The following is a 20,560-nucleotide window of genomic DNA, read 5'->3' as shown; positions in this document are numbered from 1 at the left end:
TTCCCTCACAGTTCAAGTGGTTGGGAGTAAGGCGAATGGGAGAGCTGGTCGACAAGATCAAAGGCAATGCCAACGAAGCCGTCGGCAAGGCCAAGCAGGCCATCGGCAAGGCGACTGACAATGAGCGGTTGAAGGCCGAGGGCAAGGGTCAGGAAATCCGAGGCAAGGCGCAGCAGACCATCGGCAAGGTCAAGGGCGCGCTCGGCGACGACATCTAGGGCGTCCGCCCTTCGGGTTTACGGAGAGAGCCGAGAGCAACTGGGCCGTTCCGGGCGACCGGAGCGGCCCTTTCTCGTTGCCTCATATCGTCATTGCGAGCGCAGCGAAGCAATCCAGAATGCCGAACATCGCCCGGGATCGCTCCTCGACGCTCGCAAGACGGAGAATTACCCCCGCAGTGCGCTGATCGTCGCGCCCGCCGAAATGATCTCCATGTCGGTCCGCAGGTGCAGCAGGCGCACCCCCCGTTCCGCCATGGCGCGCTCGAGCGCGGGCGCGAAATCCCCGGTGCGCTCCACCGTCTCGGCCCAGGCGCCGAACGCCCGCGCGAAGGCCGCGAAATCGGGATTGACCAGTTCAGTTGCCGAGATGCGCCGCGGATAGCGCTTCTCCTGATGCATGCGGATCGTGCCATAGCCGCCATTGTCGACGACGATCACCAGCATGTCGGCCTGCTGGCGCATCGCGGTCGCCAGTTCCTGCCCGTTCATCAGGAAGTCGCCGTCGCCCGCCAGCACCACCGTCTGGCGATCGGGCCGGCGCAGTGCCGCCGCCACGCCTGCGGGTAGGCCATAGCCCATCGCGCCCGCCGTCGGCGCCAGCTGCGTCGCGCCCGGCTTGTAGCGCCAGTAGCGATGCCACCAGCCGGAGAAATTGCCCGCGCCGTTGCACAGGACTGAATCGGCGGGCAGCCGCCGGCGCATCGCCGCGACGCACTGGCCGAGGTCGAGCGTCGCGCCTTCGCGGGGGCTGGGGCTGTTCCACGCCTGCCATTCGGCATGCGCCTGCTTTGCCGCGTCGGCCGAGGGCAGGGGGCTCGCCGCTGCGGCCAGAGCTTCGGCAAAGCGCGCCATGTCCGCGCACAGCGCCAAGTCGGCGCGATAGACGCGGTTGAGTTCCTCGGGATCGGGATGAACGTGGATCAGATATTGGCCCGGATGATTGGGCGTGATGAGCGCATAGCCGTCGGTCGTCGCCTCGCCCAGCCGCGCGCCGACGACGAGTAGCAGGTCCGCCGCCCTGATCCGGTCGAGCAGCCTGGGGTTGGGGCCATAGCCCAGATTGCCTGCAAAGGCCGGACTGTCATTGTCGATGGCATCCTGCCGGCGGAAGGCGGTCGCAACGGGGATCCCCGCCACCTCGGCAAAGCGCCGGAAAGCGTCCGCCGCCGCCTCGTCCCAGTCCGCGCCGCCGATGATCGCGACGGGGGCCTTCGCTGCGGCCAGCTTCGCCGCGACCGCTGCGACGGCGCCGGCATCGGCCGCCTGCGCCGGCCGCTCGACGCGCGGCCGGTCCTCCGCCTCGACGACATCGGTCAGCATGTCCTCGGGCAGCACGATCACCACCGGGCCGGGGCGTCCGCTCATGGCCGTCGCATAGGCGCGCGCGACATATTCGGGGATGCGCCGCGCATCCTCGATCCGCGCCACCCATTTGGCGAGGGGGCCGAACATCTGGCCGAAATCGACTTCCTGGAAGGCCTCGCGATCGCGGTCGCCGCGCGCCACATCGCCGATGAACAGGATCATAGGCTGTGAATCCTGCATCGCGACATGGACGCCGATCGAGGCATTGGTCGCCCCGGGGCCGCGCGTGACGAAGGCGACGCCGGGCCGCCGCGTGATCGCTCCGTCGGCGCAGGCCATGAAGGTCACGCCGCCTTCCTGCCGCGCCACCACCACGTCGATCGCCGGTTCGTCGTGAAGCGCGTCGAGCACGGCGAGAAAACTCTCGCCGGGCACGGTAAACAGCCGGTCGCAACCCTGCGCCACGAGATTGTCGACCAATATCCGTCCGCCGCTGCGCCCGCCCGTCATGCCTGCTCCTCTTGTTCCTTATTGCGTGCGGGACTGGGCTTTGCTGTCCTTGCTGTCAACGACAAGAGGAGAGGCGAGAGGATGACCCGATTCATCGAGGTGGCGAACGGACTGCGTTTCCCTGAAGGACCGGTGGCGATGCCCGACGGCAGCGTGATACTGGTCGAGATCGCGGCGGGCCGGATCACCCGCGTGCGCCCCGATGGCGGCAAGGAAACGGTGGCCGAGCCCGGCGGCGGGCCCAACGGCCTCGCTATGGGGCCGGGGGGCAAGCTCTATTGCTGCAATAATGGCGGCTTCAACTGGCATGAGGCGAACGGCTATCTCGCGCCGCACGGGGAGGCCGATGATTATTCGGGCGGCCGTATCGAACGCATCGACCTCGCGACCGGCAAGGTCGAGACGCTCTACAAGAGCGGCGATTTCGGCTGCATCCTGCGTGGGCCCAACGACATCGTGTTCGACGATCATGGCGGCTTCTGGTTCACCGATCACGGCAAGACCCGCCCGCGCGAGCGCGACGTGACCGGCATCTTCTATGCGAAGGCCGATGGCAGCCATCTGGAGGAAGTGATCTTTCCCAGCGAGAATCCCAACGGCGTCGGCCTCTCGCCCGACGGGCGCACGCTTTACGCGGCCGAGACCTACACATGCCGGTTGATGAAGTTCAACGTCGTCGCCCCCGGCAAAGTCGATGGCGCCGGCGGTCCCGGAGGGCCGGGCACGCACGTCTATCGCCCCGCCGGCTTCAAATATTTCGACTCGCTGGGCGTCGAGGCCGACGGCAATGTCTGCGTCGCGACGATCGGCGAGAGCGGGATCAGCGTCATTTCGCCCGAAGGCGAGCTGGTCGAATTCGTCGCCACCGACGACATCTTCACCACCAATATCTGCTGGGGCGGGTCCGATATGATGACGGCCTATATCACCCTGTCGGGCAGCGGCCGGCTGGTCAGCACGCGCTGGGCGCGGCCGGGGCTCAGGCTGCGCTACTGAAGCCGGCTCATTCGATCACCTTCTTGGCCATGCGTCCGGCGATATTGCGTCGCTGGACGCTGGCGGCACGATCAGCCTGCGTTTCGTACAGCGCCTTCAGATAGGCGCTGTCCCAGCGGCTGAGCGTCGGCGATCCGCCCGGCCCGTCGCGGAATATGCCGAGGATCGAAGGGGCGTCGGGCGGCGTCATCCCCACCCTGATCCGCGACAGCGCGACGAAGGCGACATAATCGGCGACCGAATCGAGCTTGTGGCCTTCGGCCTTGTTCACGTCGACAAGGATCACCGCCGTGTTGATATTCACCTTCACGCTCGATTTGATCAGGCTGCTCGTATAGCGCGACACGGTGCGCGCGCGTCCGGCGGTCGATACGTCCATGCCCTGCAGCGCCAGCGCGGGATGCTCGCTGCCCATCGATCCACCGTCGGCCTCGTCGGTCAGCGTCGTGTACCACCAGCGCACCGGCGCTTCGGCCGATCGCAGCACCTCGCGCTCGGGCGCGGGAACGTCGGCCAGCAGCCCGCCGCGCTTGGCGCGCATCGCATCGACCAGCGCCTTCGCGTCGTCGGTGAAACTTACCAGGATATTGGTCTTGCACTTGCCCTCGGCGACAGGGGCGCCCACCGATCTGGCGACGGCGCGGATGCGCGTCGCGACGATCGCCCCGATCTGCGCATTCACGCCGCGGATCGTCGGGCAGATCGGGCTGTTCCAGCGCCCGACTTGGCCGTCGACCGGAGTCGCCTCGACGCCGCGGACGAAGGCGCGGGCCTGTTCCTTCAGCCTGGCTTCTTCCTCCGCACGACCGGTGACGACGATCGCCTCATCCTCGGCCGGTGCCGCCGCGTCTTGCTGCTGGGCGAGGGCAGGGCCATGCCAGGCGAGGAGGGCGGCCAGCAGCGGCGCCGGGCGCCGGAACGCGTTCACATTCATGGCGAAAACTCCTCCGTCGCCGAGCTTCGCCCGGTTCGGCTTGCAGGTCAACGACTTGGGCCTGTCTTCAAGTTGAAAGCCCGTTCAACTCGCCTTGACCCTCCCGTCCGGCTGGGTCAAAGCGCGGGGCAAAGCTGGAAAGGATCGCCATGCAGAAGCTTTATCCCGATGCCGCCGCCGCACTTGATGGCCTGCTGTTCGATGGCATGACGATCTGCGCCGGGGGCTTCGGCCTCTGTGGCATTCCCGAGCGGCTGATCGATGCCGTCCAGGCGTCGGGCGTCAAAGATCTCACCTGCGTCTCGAACAATGCGGGCATCGACGGCGAGGGCCTCGGCAAGCTGCTTCGCACGCGCCAGATCAAAAAGATGATCAGCTCCTATGTCGGCGAGAACAAGGAGTTTGAGCGCCAGTATCTGAGCGGCGAGCTCGAGGTCGAATTCTGCCCGCAGGGCACGCTCGCCGAGCGCTGCCGCGCGGGCGGGGCGGGCATCCCCGGCTTCTACACCAAAACGGGCGTCGGCACGCTCGTCGCCGAGGGCAAGGAACTGAAGGAGTTCGACGGCGAGACCTATGTGCTCGAACGCGGCATCCGCGCCGACCTGTCGATCATCAAGGGCTGGAAGGCCGACGAAGCGGGCAACCTCGTCTTCCGCAAGACCGCGCGCAACTTCAACCAGCCGATGGCGACCGCCAGCCACATGACCGTCGCCGAGGTGGAGGAGATCGTTCCCGTCGGCAGCCTCGATCCGGACTGCATCCACTTGCCCGGCATCTATGTGAAGCGCCTCGTCCTCGGCGCGCCCTACGACAAGAAGATCGAGTTCCGCACCGTCCGCGAGCGCGCGGCGGCCTGATCCGATGGTCGTCCAGTCGACCCGTTCGTCCCGGGCGCCGTCGAGGGACATGGCGGCGCGCCGGGGAAAAATCGCGTTGGTCGCGGCGCTGTTCCTCTCCGCCTGCGCCACCGCGCCTGAGCCTGCGCCCGTGCCCGCGGCCCCCGTCAATCCGCCGGCCGCCATGCAATATCTCTACGGTTCGGGCGAGGCGGCGGCGCTCAGCATCCAGGCGTGGCACGCGCTGGTCGACTATGTGACCGAAAATCGCGGCGGCAATCCGGAAGAAGGCGTCGTCCTCGAAAAGGGCGCGACGCTCGCCGCGCCGGGCTTCGTCCGCTGCGGAGACAAGCCGGCAGCCGTCGTCTTCGATGTCGATGAGACGGTGCTGCTCAACCTCGGCTACGAATATCAGGACGCGAAGAGCGGCCAGCCCTACGATCAGGCGCGCTGGGAACGTTGGGAACAGACCGGCGCCGACAAGGTTGCCCCTGCACCCGGCGCGGTCGAAGGCATCGCTGCGCTGCGCAAGGCCGGCGTCACCGTCGTCTTCAACAGCAATCGCGCCGCCGCCAACGCGGCATGGACCGCCGATGCGATCCGCCGCGCCGGCCTTGGTCCCGCGATCCACGGCACCAGCTTGTTCCTCGCCGGCGACGATGCCGAGGGGACGAAGAAGGATGGCCGCCGCGCCACGATCGCCGCGCGCTACTGCGTGATCGCCATGGCCGGCGATCAGCTCGGCGATTTCAGCGATCTTTTCGCCGCGATCCCCGGGGTCGCGCAGCGCCGCGCCGCCGCCATGGCCGGCCCGGTCGCGAAGCTGTGGGGGCGCGGCTGGTTCGTGCTGCCCAACCCCGTCTACGGAAGCGGCCTCAAGGGCGGCTTCGACGACATATTCCCGCAGGACAAGCGCTGGTCCGATCCCGCGCAGCCCGCCGATCAAGGAGCGAAATGATGCCCTGGACCCGTGACGAAATGGCCGCCCGCGCCGCGCAGGAGCTGAAGGACGGCTATTATGTGAACCTCGGCATCGGCATCCCGACGCTCGTCGCCAACCATGTGCCCGCCGGCGTGGAAGTCACGCTCCAGTCGGAAAACGGGATGCTCGGCATCGGGCCTTTCCCTTATGACGACGAAGTCGATCCCGATCTGATCAACGCGGGCAAGCAGACGATCAGCCAGCTGCCTTCGTCGAGCTATTTCTCCTCGGCGGAGAGCTTCGCGATGATCCGCGGCGGGCATATCGACCTGACCGTGCTCGGCGCGATGGAAATCTCCGAAGGCGGCGACATCGCCAACTGGATGATCCCCGGCAAGATGGTGAAGGGCATGGGCGGCGCGATGGATCTGGTCGCGGGCGTCAAGAAGATCATCGTCGTGATGGAGCATATGTCCAAGAACGGCGATCCCAAGTTCATCCCGGCCTGCACGCTGCCGCTGACGGGCAAGAATGTCGTCGACATGATCATCACCGATCTCGCGGTCTTCCAGCGCCCCGATCACAAATCGCCTTTCCGCCTGATCGAGACCGCGCCCGGCGTCACGGCGAAGGATATCGCCGCGCACACCACGGCGCATTATCTGGCCTGACCACGCGCCTGCCGCCCCGTCATTGCGAGCGCAGCGAAGCAATCCAGAGAGCCCGGCATCGAACTGGATTGCTTCGCTGCGCTCGCAATGATGGAAGCGACGAAAGACAATAACGCCGGATTCCCGTCATTCGTCGCTCAATAGCCGCTGGTCGGCGTGTCTTGCGATGCCGTCTCTTGTCATGCGTCCAATTCTCTGATTCATAAGCACCAAATGAAGATGGTGAATGGGGTCGCAAGGGTCTTGGGGGATATGAAGGCGATTTTACGCGGGCGGCGTCCTGCGTTCGCGATGGCCGTGGGGGCGGCGCTCGCGACAGGATTGGTCGCAGTGTTCGCGTCGCCGGGCGGCGCGGTCCAGGCGCAGCCGGAACGGCCGCGACTGGGCTACACGCGCGAAGCGATCGCCGATCCCTCGCTGTATCGCGCGCCGAGCCGCATCGACTATCAGCGCCTCGATGCCCGTCTCGAACAGCTCATGGCCAAGCCCGACATGGTCGGCATGGCGATCGCCGTGATCGAAAATGGCGAGATCAGCTTCCTCAAGGGTTATGGCACCACGCAGGCGAAGGATGGCGATCCCGTCGGCGTCCACACTGTCTTCCGCTGGGCCTCGCTGTCGAAGGGCGTCGCCGCGACGATGGTCGCCGAGCTCGCCGCCGAGGGCCGCCTCTCGCTCGATGATCCCATCGGCCGCTATTCGACGACGCTGCGCCTTCCCGGCGGCGGCGAGCAGGTCGCGACCGTCGCCGACGTGCTCTCGCACCGCGTGGGCCTCAGCCACAATGCCTTCGACGACCGGCTGGAACAGGGGCAGGACCCGCGCCTGATCCGTGCATCGCTGTCGGGCCTCCGCCAGCTCTGCCAGCCCGGCACCTGCCACAGCTACCAGAATGTCGCCTTCGATTCCGCGAGCGAGGTCGTCCAGAAAGTCACGGGCCGCCCCTATGCGGAGGAAGTGCGCGATCGCCTGTTCCGCCCGCTCGGCATGTACGATGCCAGCTTGACGCGCATTGGCCTGATGTCGTCGAAAAGCTGGGCGCGCCCCCATGTCGGCCGCACCACCGTGGCGGTCGAGGAACCTTATTACCGCGTGCCCGCCGCCGGCGGCGTCAACAGCTCGATCATGGATCTCGCGCTCTGGATGAAGGCGCAGATGGGGCTCACCCCCGGCGTGCTCAGCCCCGGCGTCATCCAGACGATCCACATGGGGCGCGTCGATACCGAACGGCGCAATACCGAATTCGCCCGCGCGATGGGTGCGGCGCGCTACGGCCTCGGCTGGCGCGATTACAGCTATGAAGGTCATGCGCTGATCGGCCATCAGGGCGCGGTGCGCGGCTATCGCTCGACGATCTTGTTCGATCCGCAGATGCGCACGGGCATCGCGCTGCTGTGGAATTCGCAGAGCGGCCGTCCCGGTGCGATCCAGCTCGAGCTGCTCGACATGCTCTACGGATTGCAGGGCAGGGACTGGCTGAAGCTCGACGGTCCCGTCGGCGGGCGTTCGATCGCGGCACGGTGAATCGCGCGCTTTCCCGCACGCCGTTAACGATGTAGAGCGCGCGGCATGGCCAAACACGGACCCCGCACGCTCTATCAGAAGATCTGGGACGCGCATGTCGTCGACACGCGCCCCGATGGCACCAGCCTCATCTATATCGATCGCCACCTCGTCCATGAGGTGACGAGCCCGCAAGCCTTTGAAGGGCTTCGCGTCGCCGGCCGCAAGGTCCGCCGTCCCGATCTCACGCTCGCCGTGCCCGATCATAATCTGCCGACCACCGCGCGTGTCGACGCAGACGGAAATCGCCTGCCGATCGCCGATCCCGAAAGCGCCGGCCAGCTTGCCGCGCTCGAACGCAACACGGCTGCATTCGGCATCCGCTACATCGACGCCGTCGCGCCCGAACAGGGCATCGTCCATGTCGTCGGGCCGGAACAGGGCTTCACGCTCCCCGGCACCACGCTGGTCTGCGGAGACAGCCACACGTCGGCGCACGGCGCGCTGGGCGCGCTCGCCTTCGGCATCGGCACCAGCGAGGTCGAACATGTCCTCGCCACGCAGACCTTGCTGCTCAAGCAGTCGAAATCGATGGAAGTGCGGATCGACGGCGCGCTCGGTTTCGGCGTCACGCCCAAGGATGTGATCCTCGAGGTCATCGCGCGCATCGGCGCGGCGGGCGGCACCGGCTATGTCATCGAATATACCGGCTCCACGATCCGCGACATGTCGATCGAGGGTCGGCTGACCATCTCGAACATGTCGATCGAGGGGGGCGCGCGCGCGGGCCTCGTCGCGCCCGACGAGACGACCTACGCCTATCTCAGGGGGCGCCCGATGGCTCCGGCCGGCGAGGCGTGGGAAAAGGCGCTGGCCTGGTGGCGCACGCTGCCCAGCGATCCCGGCGCGATCTATGACCACACCGTGCTGATCGACGCGGCCTCGATCGCACCCAACGTTACCTGGGGCACCAGCCCCGACGATGTGGTGCCGATCGCCGGCAGCGTCCCCGATCCAGAGAGCTTCGCCGATCCAGCCAAACGTGAGGCGGCGCGCAAATCACTGGCTTATATGGGCCTCACGCCGGGGCAGCGGATGCAGGACGTCGCGGTCGAGAATATTTTCATCGGCAGCTGCACCAACAGCCGGATCGAGGATCTGCGCTCGGCGGCCGCGGTGGTGAAGGGGCGGCATGTCGCGGGCGGCGTGCGGCAGGCGATGGTGGTGCCCGGTTCGGGGCTGGTCAAGCGCCAGGCCGAGGCCGAGGGCCTCGATCGCATCTTCACCGAGGCGGGGTTCGAATGGCGCGAGCCGGGCTGCTCGGCCTGCCTCGCGATGAACCCGGACAAGGTGCCGTCGGGCGAGCGTTGCGCCTCGACGTCCAACCGCAATTTCGTTGGCCGTCAGGGGCCGGGCGCCCGCACGCACCTGCTGTCGCCCGCCATGGCCGCCGCCGCTGCCGTCACGGGCCGATTGACGGATGTTCGGGATCTGATGGGGAAGGGGAATTGATATGAAACGGGCGCTGATCCTGCTCATTGCCGGGGCCGCACTCAGCGGGCTGGCCGCCTATGCCGCCACCGCCAAGACCGATCGGCCCGAGACCGAGGCCGCACCGCAGCGATGAACCCCGTCGATCGCATCGAGGGGCGCGCCTATCCTTGGGGCGCGAAGAACGTCGATACCGACGTCATCATCCCCGCGTCCTGGTTGAAGACGATCAGCCGCGACGGGCTCGGCCGCGGCGCATTCGAAGCGGTGCGTGCCGATCCCGACAATATCTTCGACGATCCCCGCTATGCCGGCGCCCCGATTCTCATCGCAGGCGACAATTTCGGTTGCGGGTCGAGCCGCGAGCATGCCGCATGGGCGCTGGCCGACATGGGCGTGAAGGCGGTGATCGCGCCCAGCTTTTCTGACATTTTTTCGGGCAACGCCTTCAAGAACGGCATCCTGACCGTCGTCCTGTCCCAGGAAGCGATCGACCGCCTCGTCGAAGTCGCGAAGACCGATCCGGTCCATATCGACCTCGATCACCAGACGGTCACGACGCCCTTCCAGGATCGCTTCACCTTCGAGATCGATCCTTTCCGCAAGCATTGCCTGATGGAAGGCCTCGACGAGATCGGCCTCACGCTCGACCTCGGCGACCGCATCGACGACTATGAAGCGAAGCAGGCCAGGGATTTCGCCTGGCTTTGAGGGGCCGCGACGGCCGTTGATCGCATTGCCAGCCTGTTCCTGCATCTCTGATCGTCGGCGCCAGCTGTTTCGCGTAACCCGCAGGATGCTCTGCGTCGCGCCAATCAACCCCTTGCTTATTTGGCAATGGTGAAGATTATGGCGCTGTTCAGGGGGATGTAGTGCGTCTTACGATTTCGATGTGTCTGGCGATCATCCTCGCCGGAAGTGCTGCTCATGCGGACAATGGCAAGGTGGGGCTCGGACCCGTGCCGGGCTGGGTTGTCCAGTCGGAGCCGCTGCCCGTGCCCGCGGACGCCGCTGGCGCCATATTCATACGGTATCAGGATTCAGAGGTTCATCTCGATGCTCAGGGGCAGGCGCTTTATACTGCCTATCGCGTCAGGATCCTGCACCCCAGCGCATTGCAACTGGGGAATATCTCGGCGCTCTGGAATCCTGCGGCCGGAGCACCGACGGTGCACGTCCTCAAAATCTATCGCGACGGGCAGGTGATCGACGTCCTGCAGAAAGCGACTTTTGAGGTCCTGCGACGGGAAGATCAGCTCGAAGCGGCCAAGCTTGACGGGAACCTCACCGCCGTGCTGCGCGTCCCCGATCTGCGCGTCGGCGACGAACTGGAATTCGGCATGACGCTCCGCTCGAGCGACCCCACGCTTGGGAATAGCGATGCCGGCCTGCTTTTCCTCGGGGCTCAGCCGGCACCGGGGCGGTATCATCTGCGTCTTAGCTGGGAGGAGGCGCAGAAGCCGTTCGTCAGGATGAGTCCGGAGATGATCGCTCCCGCGCAACCAAGCGCGCGGGCGATCGATTACAGATTTGAAAATCCACCCGCGCTTACGCCGCCCAAGGATGCGCCGCCGCGCTACGCCTGGCAGCGGATCGTGGAATATAGCAGCTTCGCGGATTGGACGGATCTGTCGCGTCGTTTTGCGCCGATATTTGCAAGCGCATCCCGGCTCGATACCAATTCACCTCTCAAGGCCGAAGCCGCGCGCATCGCAGCGACATATGCGCAACCGCTCGATCGAGCCGCCGCCGCGCTCAAACTGGTCCAGCAGGATGTCCGCTATATCTATGTCGGGCTCAACGGCGGCAACCTTACGCCTGCAACGGCGGATGAAACCTGGGAGCGACGCTATGGCGACTGCAAGGCCAAGACCGCATTGCTGCTGGCCCTGCTTCGTGAACTGGGTGTCGAGGCGCAGGCCGTTCTGGTCAACACCGGCAACGATGATGGCCTCGATCAACGATTGGCGAGCCCGCGCATGTTCGACCATGTGATGGTCCGTGCCCGCGTGGCGGGCAAAGTCTATTGGTTGGATGGCACGATGCCCCCTGTCGTGCCACCTGGCCTTTCGCCCGTCATGCCGCATGAGTGGGTTTTGCCACTGACCGAACAAGGCAGCGCGCTTGAACATATCGATTGGAAGCCCACCGAGCGACCCGACGATATCACGCTGTTCGAGATCGATGCGCGCGCCGGGTTCGACAAGCCGGCGCGGATCAGCAGCACCATGATCAGTCGCGGAATCGATGGCCTGAAGATGCAGGTGCAGCTTTCTGCACTGACGCCGGCACAGGTGCGGGACGCCTTTCGCGAGAAGATGATCGGCGACGTCTGGCAGACGATCGAAGATGTCCAGTGGCGCTATGACCAGAAGGCGCAGGCGAGTGTGCTGACTATAGTCGGTACGGGAACGGTCGACTGGGATGATGACGGCGACGGTGAAAAGTCGCTGGCGCTTCCCGGCGGCGGTTTCAATCCGCCGGAAAAGCGTATCCGCGCGGCTGGGCAGGATCAGAGCCTGCCCTACTATAACAGGCCCGAATATGATTGCCGCGTAACGACTGTTCGTCTGCCTTCCACGACCCGGCCAGCCCAATGGTCGCACAAGGCGGACATCAGCACGAATATGTTCGGAATATCCTATTATCGAGTCTTCGATGTGCGCGATGGCGCCTTGCGCATGATCCGCGGCCGCCGCGTCGAACAAAGGGAGGTGAGCGCAGCCACGGCGCTGCGCGACAACGCCCGCCTCCCCGGTTTCGACAACAGCATGGCGTGGATAAGCTATGATCCGAAGGGGTCGGGCGCGGCGGAAAAAGTAGTCACGCCGGTGCCGGCGACCTACGAGATCGACTGGACGGCGGACGATGCATCTTGCCGGTTTCGCGCGGCGACCAAGTGAAAAGCGGCTGTGATGGACCGGTGGGGCGGAGACATGGGGGCGCCACGCCACCTGCCCTTAACGCTTGCGTCAATCGACAAACCGTTTCACATTTCCGCCGATGGGCAAGGTAGCGGTCAACGGCGTAGAGCTGGCTTATGAGAGTTTCGGGGATGCCGCGCATCCCGCGATCCTCCTGATCATGGGGCTGGGCACCCAGATGATCGCGTGGCCCGATGCGATGATCGAAGGGCTCGTCGCGCGCGGCTATCGCGTCATCCGGTTCGACAATCGCGACATCGGCCAGTCGACCTGGTTCAAGGGCGTGCGCGGCCCGCATCCGCTCTGGCTGCTCGCCTCGATGCGCTTTGGCCTGCGCCCGGCCGTCCCGTACCGGCTGACCGATATGGCGAATGATGCGATCGGCTTGCTCGATGCGCTCGGCGTCGATCGCGCGCATGTCGTCGGCGCGTCGATGGGCGGCATGATCGCGCAGAATGTCGCGGCGCTCGCGCCCGATCGCGTGCTCAGCCTCACGTCGATCATGTCGAGCAGCGGCGCGCCGGGCCTGCCGGGGCCGACGCCCGAGCTGCGCGCGCGGATGCTCCGCCGGCGCGCGGTCGATGCCTCGCGCGATACGGTGATCGGCGAGATCGTCGAGACGCAGCGCGGCATTTCCTATCTCGATCCGGCGCGCGATCCCGATGCCTTCCGCGACTATGCGGCGCGCGCCTATGATCGCGGCTATAATCCCGAGGGCGGGCGCCGCCATCTCCTTGCGGTGATTGCCGACGGCAGCCGCGTTGACCGGCTGAAGCGCATCACCGCGCCGACGTTGGTCATCCACGGCGGCGCCGATCCGCTCGTCCCCGCCGCCTGCGGCGAGGACACGGCGCGCCACATTGCAGGTGCCGAGTTCGTGCTGATCGAGCAGATGGCGCACGATCTGCCGCCCTCGCAGGTCGGGCGGATGACCGGCCTCATCGCCGATCTTGCCGACAGGGCGGTGGTCGCGGCTTGAAACCACCCGTCGGCATAGGTTTTCATCGCCCCTGCGCGGCCTTCGCCGATCTCATCACGGCCTATTATGTCATCACGGTCAACGATCCCGCTATCGTGGCGGAGGACCTCCTTCACCCGGAATGGGCCAATATCCGCTTCTGTCTCGGTCGCGGCTGGTCGGTGCCCGACGGGCAGGGCGGGTTCGTGCCGGCGCCCGATGCGCTGCTGTTCGGCCCGACGAGCAGGGCCCGGCCCGTGCGCTGCGGCAGCGGCAGGATCGTTGGCATCGGGCTGACGCCGATCGGCTGGGCGCGCATCATTGGCGGCCAAGCGGCCGAGTTCGCCGATCGGATCACCGATCCGCGCGCCGGGCACGGCGATCATGTCGATGATCTGCTTGCAGGTCTCGCGGAAGCGCAGAGCGAGGCGGAAATGGTCCCGCTGCTCGACGCCTATGTCGGTCGCGTCGTGCGTCCGCTGCCCGCCGCCAGCGCCCTCACGCGTGCCGCGCATCGCGTGCTGCTCGATCCCGCGATCGAGACCGTCGAGGCCTTTGCGGACGCGATCGGCGTCACCCAGCGCCAGCTCAGCACCTTGTGCCGCCGCGATTTCGGCTTCGCGCCGAAACTGCTGCTTCGTCGCCAGCGCTTCCTGCGCACGCTCGGCACGATGCGCGAGCGCCCCGATCAACCTTGGGCGACGCTGGTCGACGACGCCTATGTCGATCAGTCGCACTTCATCCGCGAGTTCCGGCGCTTCATGGGGATGACGCCCAACGCCTATTTCGCGATGCCGCGGCTGATGCTGCGCCCGGCGCAGGCCGCGCGCGACCGTGAGCTCGGCGCGCCGCTCCAGGGGCTGCACGAAGGTTAGTTTGGGCCTAGTGCGCGGCTCCCGGCGCGACCGGTCCCTCGGGCTTGGGCGCAACCCACACCGCCAGCGCGGCAATGATGAAGATCATCGCCGAGGTGCGATAGACATCGGTCGCACCGATCGTCGACGCCTGCGACTCCACCAGCCGCTCGAGCGCCGCGCGGGCCTGATCCATGCTCATGCCGAGGCTGCGGTAGATCGAGATCGCGCCGGCCGGGTCGTTGAGCGTCGGCGTCAGTTGCTCGCGCACGTCGCGTGTCTTGTCTTCCCACATCGTCGTCGCCACGGCGGTGCCGATCGCGCCGCTCAGCGTGCGCAGGAAGCTCATGATGCCCGCCGCCGATACCGTCTCCTTGGGCTCGACCGCGCCCAGCGCCAGCGTCGTCAGCCCGATGAAGAAGAAAGGCATGCCGATGCCCTGCAGGATGTGCGGGAAGGCAAGCTGCCAATAATCGGAATCGGTCGACCAGTAGGTCCGCACCACTGTCATCGCCGCCAGCCACAACAGACCCGCGAAGACCATGATGCGCACGTCGAACTTGCCGACGAGCCGCGCCGCAAAAGGCGATCCCAGGACCGAAAACAGCCCGATCCACGCGACGACATAGCCCGAGTTGGTGGCGGTATAGCCCACCACCTGCTGCAGCCACAGCGGTGTCATGACGACGGTCGCGAAGAAGGCGCCGAAGCCCAGCGATATCGCGATCACCCCCGCCGTGAAGCCGCGATGCCGCAATACCCGGATGTCGACGATCGGATGCTTGTCGGTCAGTTCCCAGATGACGAAGGCGATGAAGCCGACGCCGGCGATGATCGCGAGCATCCAGATCCACGCCGATCCGAACCAGTCATTGTCGCGGCCGGTGTCGAGCATGATCTGGAAGGCGCCGATCCACACCACCATCAGGATCAGCCCGACGACGTCGATCGGCATTTTCGCGGTCTTGGTCTCGAACGGCTTGATGATCCGCATCACCCCGAAGAAGCAGAGCGCGACGACGGGCAGGTTGATGAAGAAGATCCACGGCCAGGTCCAGTTGTCGCTGATATAGCCGCCGAGGATCGGCCCCGCGATCGGCGCGGCGGTCGTCGTCATCGCCCATATGCCGAGGCCCATTGCCGCCTGATCCTTGCGGAAGATGCGCAGCAGCAGCGTCTGGGTCAGCGGCATCAGCGGCCCGCCCGAAAGACCCTGCAGGATGCGGAAGGTCACGAGCATCCCCAGCGTGTGCGAAAGCCCGCACATCAGCGAAAAGAAGCCGAAGCCGATCAGCGAATAAAGGAACCAGCGCACGCTGCCGAAGCGCGCGGCCAGCCAGCCGGTCAGCGGTACGCTGATCGCGTCGGCAACGGCATAGGATGTGATCGCCCACGTCCCCTGCGTCGGCGAGACGGCAAGCCCGCCGGCGATATGCGGCACCGATACGTTGGCGATCGTCGTGTCGAGCACGACCACGAAGTTGGCAAGCGCCAGAGTGAAGGCGCCCACCAGCAGGCGCCAGCCGCTTAGCGGCTGGGGCTCGGCCGCGCTTTCCACGTCACTTGCTCCGCGTGTCGATGGTGGCTTCCATGCTAAGGCCCACGCGCAGCGGATGCTCCTGCAGCTGCCTGGGGTCGAGCGCGATGCGCACGGGCAGGCGCTGGACCACCTTGATCCAGTTGCCCGTCGCGTTCTGCGCGGGGATCAGCGCGAAGGCCGCGCCGGTGCCGCCGGCAAAGCCCATCACGCGCCCGTCATAGACCACGTCGTCGCCATAATAGTCCGACGTCAGCTTGACCGGCTGGCCGGGGCGAACGTTGGCGAGCTGGTTTTCCTTGTAGTTGGCGTCGACATAGGCGGCGTTGATCGGAACGATCGTCATCACCGCCACGCCCGGCGCGACGCGCTGGCCGACCTGCACCTGCCGGCCGGTCACCACGCCGTCGATCGGCGCGCGGATCACGGTGCGGCTCAGGTCGAGCCTGGCCTGCTCGACGCGCGCGCGCGCCGCCACCACGTCGGGCGCGGTGCGGATCGTCGTGCCGCGCACCAGCGCCTCGCTGGCGTCGAGGTCGCCACCCGCCGATCCCTGCGTCGCCTTGGCCGCGTTGATCGCCGCCTGCGCCTGATCGCGCGCCGCGCGCGCCGATTCGAAGGCCGCACGCGCCGTCGTCAGTTCCTCGCCCGAAACCGCGCCGCTCGAAACGAGCGCCTCGCGCCGCGACAGGTCGATCCGCGCCCGCTCGAAGGTCGCATTGGCCTGCACCAGCTGCGCCTGCGCCTGCCGGATGTCGGCATCGCGCGCCACGACGCGCGCCTTGGCCGCATCGGCATTGCCCTGCGCCTGGTTATAGCGCTGCTCGGCCTGCGCCAGCGCGCCCTGCGCCTGGTCGAGCGCGATCTGCGCGTCGGCCGGGTCGATGACGACGAGGATCTGGCCCTTCTTCACCGCCTGCGTGTTGCTCACCCGCACTTCGGCGACCGGCCCTGCGACCAGCGGCGTCACCTGCGCGGATTCGGCGCCGACATAGGCGTTGTCGGTCGAAACGCGCCCGGCGGCGAAGATCAGATACCAAAGGCCTGCGCCGATGGCGACGATCACCAGCACGGCGACGAAGATGGTCAGCAGCCGCTTGCGCTTGGCGCCGCGCGCGGCGTCGGCGGCGGTCTCGTCGCTCTCGGGGGCGATCGCGGCGGGGTTCTGGTCGGCCATCAGTTGTTTCCTGCAAGGCTGGGCGCGGGGCTAGCGAAACCGCCGCCCAGCGCGCGAATAAGGATGATGTCGAGCGCGCGGCGGCGCCCTTCGAGATCGGCCACCGCGCGGCGGTTGGCGAGCATCGCGTCGTCGGTGGTCAGCACGGTCAGCTGGTTGGCGAGGCCGCCCTTGTAACGCAGCCGCGCGATCGCGCTCGCTTCCTCGGATCGGGCCAGCGCCTCGCGCTGCTCGGCCAGCCGCGTGTCGAGCGCCCGCAGGCTGGTCGCCGCATCGGCCACCTCGTGCAGCGCGTTGACCAGCGTTCCGTCATAGCGCGCGACCGCTTCGTCATAGTTCGCCCGCGCGCCGCGATATTCGCCTTTCAGACGCCCGCCCTCGAAGATCGGCAGCGTGATCGCCGGGCCGAAGGTAGTGATCAGCGATCCCGCCTTGAACAGATCGTCCAGCCCCAGAGAGTTGACCCCGACAAGGCCGGTAAGATTGATATTGGGGTAGAAATTGGCCTTGGCGACCTTGATCCGGCTTGCCGCGGATTCGCTACGCAGCCGCGCGGCGACGATGTCCGGCCGCCGCCCGATCAGGTCGAGCGCCAGCCGGTCGGGCAGCCCGGCCGAGGGCAGGGTGAAGTGCGGCCGCTCGATGCCCAGCCCCCGGTCGGGGCCCTTGCCGAGCAATGCGGCGATGCGGTTGCGGGTCAGCGCGATCGACTCGTCGAGCGCGGCGATATCGGCCCGCGCCGCCGGCACGCGCGCCTCGGCCTGGCGCAGCTCGCCGCGCGTGTCGAGGCCCTGCAGCACGCGCTGCGACGTCAGCTCGGCCGTCGTCTCGCGCACCTTCAGCGCGTCGACGGCGACATCGCGCTCCTCATAGTAAAGCGCCAGATCGGCATAGGCTGCGGCGACCGAGGTCGCGATCGTCAGCCGCGCCTGCTCGGCGTCGACACGCGCCGCCTGGGCGTCAGAGGTGGCGGCGGCAAGCGCGGCGCGATCGCGCCCCCACAGGTCGAGGTCGAGCGAGACATTGCCGGTGAGCTTGCCGACATCCTTCACGCCGTCGGGCACGAACATCGGCGGGATGCCCAGATTCTTGCTCTGCCGGTTGCCGACGACGCTCCCCTCGACATCGGCATGGGGCAGCAACTGCGCGCGGCTTTGCTGGACGAGCGCCTCGGCGGCTTTCACGCGCGCGTCGGCCTGCCTCATGTCCGGCGATCCAGCCAGCGCCTCGGCGATCAGCGAGTCGAGCTGCGCATCGCCGAAGCCGTGCCACCAATCGGTCGCGGGCCAGTCGGCACGCGGCGCGGCGAACGCCTGGTCGGCGGCCAGCGCGGCTGGTTGGATCGGCTGGGGTTTCGGCCCCAGTTCGGGCGCGCCTACGCACGCGCCCAGTGAGAGCGCGGCTGCGGCCGTCAGAAGATGTTTGATTGATCGCACGCGAGTCACCATACTGTGCAGTACGGTTCGGCCTCTCGTTCATCGGAGATCGGTTGTCAAACGAAATGATACTGTCCAGTACCCCCGATCATACCAAGGTAGAGGATATGCCGGCGTCGCCCAGCGACCGCCGCCGCGCCGCTTTCGTCGCCGCCGCGCGCGAGGCCTTTTTTTCGCGCGGCTATGGCGACGCATCGATGTCGGCCATTTCGGCGAAGGTCGGCGGGTCGAAGACGACGCTGTGGAGCTATTTTCCGTCGAAGCAGGATTTGTTCGTCGCGGTGCTCGACGATCTGTTCGATCGCTACAACACTGCGCTGTCGGTGCAGCTTACCCCCGGCGAGGATGTCGGCGCGGCGCTGCGCCGGCTCGGCCTTGCGCTGCTCAACACGCTCATGCTGCCGGCGGCGATCGACATGCAGCGGCTGGTGACGGGCGAGGCGGGGCGCTTCCCCGAGCTTGCGCGCATCTATTATGAACGCGGCGCGGTGCGCGGCAAGGCGAAGCTCGCCGCCTTTCTGGCCGACGCCATGGCGCGCGGCGCGTTGCGCGAAGGCGATCCCGTGCTCGCCGCGCATCACTTCGCCGGCCTGTGTCACCACGGCTCGCCGCATCTCTGCGTGCTCGGGCTGATCGAGCCGCCCGACGAAGCGGCGCGCGCGCGCGAAGTCGATCTCGCGGTCGATCGATTTCTCACGGGCTGGGGCGCGGGCGACGGCGGCTGACTTCGGCTGCCGTCATTTGCCTCACGACATGCGAATGGTCGGCTCTGTCGGTCGCATGGTGGTTATTTCGCCAGCGAGACGCATGTTGCGCCCGCGCAGATGAGGAGCGTGCCCAGCGCTACCTGCGGCATGTGCAGCGAGCGCCACTCGCCGAAGATCAGGCTGCCCAGAAGGACAGCCACGATCGCGTTGCTGTTGGTGAGCGGCGCGACGATCGATACCGGCAATTTCAGCGTGCCGAACCCATAGGCCATGCAACTTATCGCGATCGTCCAGACCAGACCCATGCCAACGGCAAGGCCGATGCCCGTTATCGTGGCTCCGGCAAAACCGTGGGCCGCCGCCGTGGTCCAGCCGATCAGCGCGATGATCGTGCCGACGCCGGCGAGATAGACCGGAATGCTGGCGCCCGCGCCGATGCTGGCGCGCATCAGCACGGTGCCAAGCCCGAGGCAGATTGCCGGGATGATCCCGCCGATCGCGATGTTGTTGAGGGTCATTGCGGGAACAGCTCGACATGGGTCTCGGCGGTGCGACCATAATAGACGACGCGGCGGCCAAGGAACGAGACGAGATAGCCCGCGCAGCCGGCCGCCTTCACCTTCTCGCAAAAAGCCACATAGCTGTAGTCGGGGCCGTTGGCCTGCGCCCAGCGGACCAGCGCTTCCACGCCGGCGCCGTCGAATGCCGCCGCCACCGATCCGGCAGAATGTGGCATGTCCAGCTCGATGCTGTCGCCGTCCGGCAGATAGTAGGTCTGGCTGCACCGCCGATAATCGACCGCATAACCCTCGAAGCCCGCATCCACCAGCGTGCCGATGATTTCGGGGAAGCTCAGATGGCCGCGATGGGCGGCATCGAGGCAGGTTTTGGCAATGGCAATCCGTTCCGCGTCCATGCGCAGTTCCTTTCTTCAGTGATAACGGGAAGTATCGGGGGTCAGTCGACGGGCATGGCCGACAGCCCGTGCTTGTCGATCAACGTGCGCAGCAGCCTCCGCAGCTCATCCTGCTCCTCGCTGGTCAGGGCCGCGAAGAACATCGCATCATTCTCGTCGGCGAGGCCCGCAAGCCGAGGAACTTTTGTCAGCCCGGCGTCCGACAATGAAAGACTGTGCCCGCGTTTGTCGTCGGGGTTGCCGACGCGCTCGATCAGGCCCTTTTCCAGCAACCGGTCGGCCAGCTTGCTGATCGCGCCCCTCGTCATGCCCATCTTCTGCGCCAGCGCCGAAGGCGCGATCGCGTCGCTGTCGTATAGCGAGCGCAGCATCGCCCACTCCGCCACGGTCACGCCTTCGCGCGCGACCTTGCGGGCGAACTCCTGCGACACGGCGTTCGACACCGCGCGCAACAAATAGCCGATATGGGCTGTGAGATCAGAAATGACGGGCATGGAGTGCTCCGAGTTGTTGACTAGGAAACTATATGCATAATGTTTCCTAGTCAACTTAAATATCTCCGCGCCGCTACTGGCTCCCCCGGCCCGTGCCGACCTGTTTCCGTCGTCTGGCATCGCGGCGCGAAAAACTTCTCGCTTCACCCGCGAACCCCCTTCCGTCGT

20 protein-coding genes are annotated in these 20,560 nt (G+C 66.6%); 12 read left to right on the top strand and 8 right to left on the bottom strand.

Annotation, left to right across the window (positions count from 1 at the left end; genetic code table 11):
• Positions 1 to 35: 35 nt before the first annotated feature.
• A complete protein-coding gene (locus tag AC3WT0_RS03205; protein ID WP_492751413.1) occupies positions 36 to 218 on the top strand; it encodes a CsbD family protein in 183 nt (60 codons plus the stop codon).
• A gap of 168 nt (positions 219 to 386) precedes the next feature.
• Here the strand turns inward: AC3WT0_RS03205 and AC3WT0_RS03200 are convergent, their stop codons facing one another.
• Positions 387 to 2,036 carry a thiamine pyrophosphate-dependent enzyme gene (locus AC3WT0_RS03200; RefSeq protein ID WP_492751412.1) on the bottom strand — a complete coding sequence of 550 codons (1,650 nt, stop codon included), beginning with the start codon at positions 2,034 to 2,036 and terminating at the stop codon, positions 387 to 389.
• 81 nt (positions 2,037 to 2,117) lie between these two features.
• On the opposite strand from AC3WT0_RS03200, the gene AC3WT0_RS03195 reads away from it, so the two are divergent.
• Positions 2,118 to 3,032 (top strand): SMP-30/gluconolactonase/LRE family protein, encoded by a 915-nt coding sequence (locus tag AC3WT0_RS03195; protein ID WP_492751411.1) that lies wholly within the window; start codon positions 2,118 to 2,120, stop codon positions 3,030 to 3,032.
• Between the two features lie 7 nt (positions 3,033 to 3,039).
• Here AC3WT0_RS03195 and AC3WT0_RS03190 read toward each other — a convergent pair whose 3' ends face one another.
• Positions 3,040 to 3,966: a hypothetical protein gene (locus AC3WT0_RS03190; protein WP_492751410.1), complete on the bottom strand. Its 927-nt coding sequence runs from the start codon at positions 3,964 to 3,966 to the stop codon at positions 3,040 to 3,042.
• Between the two features lie 149 nt (positions 3,967 to 4,115).
• Between AC3WT0_RS03190 and AC3WT0_RS03185 the strand changes: the two genes are divergently transcribed.
• From AC3WT0_RS03185 to AC3WT0_RS03145, 9 genes are all read left to right on the top strand, one after another.
• Positions 4,116 to 4,823 carry a CoA transferase subunit A gene (locus AC3WT0_RS03185; RefSeq protein ID WP_492751409.1) on the top strand — a complete coding sequence of 236 codons (708 nt, stop codon included), beginning with the start codon at positions 4,116 to 4,118 and terminating at the stop codon, positions 4,821 to 4,823.
• Positions 4,824 to 4,872: 49 nt separating this feature from the next.
• A complete protein-coding gene (locus tag AC3WT0_RS03180) occupies positions 4,873 to 5,760 on the top strand; it encodes a 5'-nucleotidase, lipoprotein e(P4) family (RefSeq protein WP_492751408.1) in 888 nt (295 codons plus the stop codon).
• On the top strand, positions 5,760 to 6,395 hold the full coding sequence (locus AC3WT0_RS03175; RefSeq protein ID WP_492751407.1) for a 3-oxoacid CoA-transferase subunit B: 636 nt from the start codon (positions 5,760 to 5,762) through the stop codon (positions 6,393 to 6,395). The genes AC3WT0_RS03180 and AC3WT0_RS03175 overlap by 1 nt, the downstream gene beginning before the upstream one ends.
• Positions 6,396 to 6,647: 252 nt before the next feature.
• A complete protein-coding gene (locus tag AC3WT0_RS03170) occupies positions 6,648 to 7,919 on the top strand; it encodes a serine hydrolase domain-containing protein (protein ID WP_492751406.1) in 1,272 nt (423 codons plus the stop codon).
• 45 nt (positions 7,920 to 7,964) lie between these two features.
• Positions 7,965 to 9,410 carry a 3-isopropylmalate dehydratase large subunit gene (gene leuC, locus AC3WT0_RS03165; protein WP_492751405.1) on the top strand — a complete coding sequence of 482 codons (1,446 nt, stop codon included), beginning with the start codon at positions 7,965 to 7,967 and terminating at the stop codon, positions 9,408 to 9,410.
• A 111-nt stretch (positions 9,411 to 9,521) separates the two neighbouring features.
• Positions 9,522 to 10,100: a 3-isopropylmalate dehydratase small subunit gene (leuD, locus tag AC3WT0_RS03160; protein ID WP_492751404.1), complete on the top strand. Its 579-nt coding sequence runs from the start codon at positions 9,522 to 9,524 to the stop codon at positions 10,098 to 10,100.
• 161 nt (positions 10,101 to 10,261) lie between these two features.
• Positions 10,262 to 12,292 carry a DUF3857 domain-containing protein gene (locus AC3WT0_RS03155; protein ID WP_492751403.1) on the top strand — a complete coding sequence of 677 codons (2,031 nt, stop codon included), beginning with the start codon at positions 10,262 to 10,264 and terminating at the stop codon, positions 12,290 to 12,292.
• Positions 12,293 to 12,392: 100 nt separating this feature from the next.
• Positions 12,393 to 13,292 carry an alpha/beta fold hydrolase gene (locus AC3WT0_RS03150; RefSeq protein WP_492751402.1) on the top strand — a complete coding sequence of 300 codons (900 nt, stop codon included), beginning with the start codon at positions 12,393 to 12,395 and terminating at the stop codon, positions 13,290 to 13,292.
• Positions 13,289 to 14,146, top strand: coding sequence for an AraC family transcriptional regulator (locus AC3WT0_RS03145; RefSeq protein WP_492751401.1), 858 nt, complete (start codon positions 13,289 to 13,291; stop codon positions 14,144 to 14,146). The genes AC3WT0_RS03150 and AC3WT0_RS03145 overlap by 4 nt, the downstream gene beginning before the upstream one ends.
• 7 nt (positions 14,147 to 14,153) lie before the next feature.
• Here the strand turns inward: AC3WT0_RS03145 and AC3WT0_RS03140 are convergent, their stop codons facing one another.
• The 3 genes from AC3WT0_RS03140 to AC3WT0_RS03130 are packed head-to-tail and all read right to left on the bottom strand — an operon-like array spanning position 14,154 to position 18,275.
• The gene (locus AC3WT0_RS03140) at positions 14,154 to 15,683 is read right to left on the bottom strand and encodes a DHA2 family efflux MFS transporter permease subunit (RefSeq protein WP_492751400.1); all 1,530 of its coding nucleotides are present in this window, start codon (positions 15,681 to 15,683) and stop codon (positions 14,154 to 14,156) included.
• Between the two features lies 1 nt (position 15,684).
• Positions 15,685 to 16,839, bottom strand: coding sequence for an HlyD family secretion protein (locus tag AC3WT0_RS03135; protein ID WP_492751399.1), 1,155 nt, complete (start codon positions 16,837 to 16,839; stop codon positions 15,685 to 15,687).
• Entirely contained in the window at positions 16,839 to 18,275 is a 1,437-nt protein-coding gene (locus AC3WT0_RS03130) for an efflux transporter outer membrane subunit (RefSeq protein ID WP_492751397.1), read from the bottom strand. Before AC3WT0_RS03130 ends, AC3WT0_RS03135 begins: the two co-directional genes overlap by 1 nt.
• A 53-nt stretch (positions 18,276 to 18,328) precedes the next feature.
• Between AC3WT0_RS03130 and AC3WT0_RS03125 the strand changes: the two genes are divergently transcribed.
• On the top strand, positions 18,329 to 19,000 hold the full coding sequence (locus tag AC3WT0_RS03125) for a TetR/AcrR family transcriptional regulator (RefSeq protein ID WP_492751396.1): 672 nt from the start codon (positions 18,329 to 18,331) through the stop codon (positions 18,998 to 19,000).
• A gap of 62 nt (positions 19,001 to 19,062) precedes the next feature.
• Here the strand turns inward: AC3WT0_RS03125 and AC3WT0_RS03120 are convergent, their stop codons facing one another.
• The 3 genes from AC3WT0_RS03120 to AC3WT0_RS03110 are packed head-to-tail and all read right to left on the bottom strand — an operon-like array spanning position 19,063 to position 20,392.
• Positions 19,063 to 19,500: a hypothetical protein gene (locus AC3WT0_RS03120; RefSeq protein ID WP_492751394.1), complete on the bottom strand. Its 438-nt coding sequence runs from the start codon at positions 19,498 to 19,500 to the stop codon at positions 19,063 to 19,065.
• The gene (locus AC3WT0_RS03115) at positions 19,497 to 19,898 is read right to left on the bottom strand and encodes a DUF1398 domain-containing protein (RefSeq protein ID WP_492751392.1); all 402 of its coding nucleotides are present in this window, start codon (positions 19,896 to 19,898) and stop codon (positions 19,497 to 19,499) included. The genes AC3WT0_RS03120 and AC3WT0_RS03115 overlap by 4 nt, the downstream gene beginning before the upstream one ends.
• Before the next feature lie 41 nt (positions 19,899 to 19,939).
• Positions 19,940 to 20,392 (bottom strand): MarR family winged helix-turn-helix transcriptional regulator, encoded by a 453-nt coding sequence (locus tag AC3WT0_RS03110; RefSeq protein ID WP_492751391.1) that lies wholly within the window; start codon positions 20,390 to 20,392, stop codon positions 19,940 to 19,942.
• Between the last annotated feature and the right edge of the window lie 168 nt (positions 20,393 to 20,560).

The sequence above is a fragment of the Sphingomonas sp. EU05-FHT14C10 genome (assembly GCF_058790595.1).
Note: the sequence above shows the minus strand (reverse complement) of the source record. Positions and strands in the feature narration are given on the sequence as shown.

Coding starts and splice junctions, on each gene's coding strand:
- AC3WT0_RS03205 (WP_492751413.1), top strand. CDS start 36: ATGGGAGAGCTGGTCGACAAGATCAAAGGCAATGCCAACGAAGCCGTC.
- AC3WT0_RS03200 (WP_492751412.1), bottom strand. CDS start 2,036: ATGACGGGCGGGCGCAGCGGCGGACGGATATTGGTCGACAATCTCGTG.
- AC3WT0_RS03195 (WP_492751411.1), top strand. CDS start 2,118: ATGACCCGATTCATCGAGGTGGCGAACGGACTGCGTTTCCCTGAAGGA.
- AC3WT0_RS03190 (WP_492751410.1), bottom strand. CDS start 3,966: ATGAATGTGAACGCGTTCCGGCGCCCGGCGCCGCTGCTGGCCGCCCTC.
- AC3WT0_RS03185 (WP_492751409.1), top strand. CDS start 4,116: ATGCAGAAGCTTTATCCCGATGCCGCCGCCGCACTTGATGGCCTGCTG.
- AC3WT0_RS03180 (WP_492751408.1), top strand. CDS start 4,873: ATGGCGGCGCGCCGGGGAAAAATCGCGTTGGTCGCGGCGCTGTTCCTC.
- AC3WT0_RS03175 (WP_492751407.1), top strand. CDS start 5,760: ATGCCCTGGACCCGTGACGAAATGGCCGCCCGCGCCGCGCAGGAGCTG.
- AC3WT0_RS03170 (WP_492751406.1), top strand. CDS start 6,648: ATGAAGGCGATTTTACGCGGGCGGCGTCCTGCGTTCGCGATGGCCGTG.
- leuC (WP_492751405.1), top strand. CDS start 7,965: ATGGCCAAACACGGACCCCGCACGCTCTATCAGAAGATCTGGGACGCG.
- leuD (WP_492751404.1), top strand. CDS start 9,522: ATGAACCCCGTCGATCGCATCGAGGGGCGCGCCTATCCTTGGGGCGCG.
- AC3WT0_RS03150 (WP_492751402.1), top strand. CDS start 12,393: ATGGGCAAGGTAGCGGTCAACGGCGTAGAGCTGGCTTATGAGAGTTTC.
- AC3WT0_RS03135 (WP_492751399.1), bottom strand. CDS start 16,839: ATGGCCGACCAGAACCCCGCCGCGATCGCCCCCGAGAGCGACGAGACC.
- AC3WT0_RS03120 (WP_492751394.1), bottom strand. CDS start 19,500: ATGACCCTCAACAACATCGCGATCGGCGGGATCATCCCGGCAATCTGC.
- AC3WT0_RS03115 (WP_492751392.1), bottom strand. CDS start 19,898: ATGGACGCGGAACGGATTGCCATTGCCAAAACCTGCCTCGATGCCGCC.
- AC3WT0_RS03110 (WP_492751391.1), bottom strand. CDS start 20,392: ATGCCCGTCATTTCTGATCTCACAGCCCATATCGGCTATTTGTTGCGC.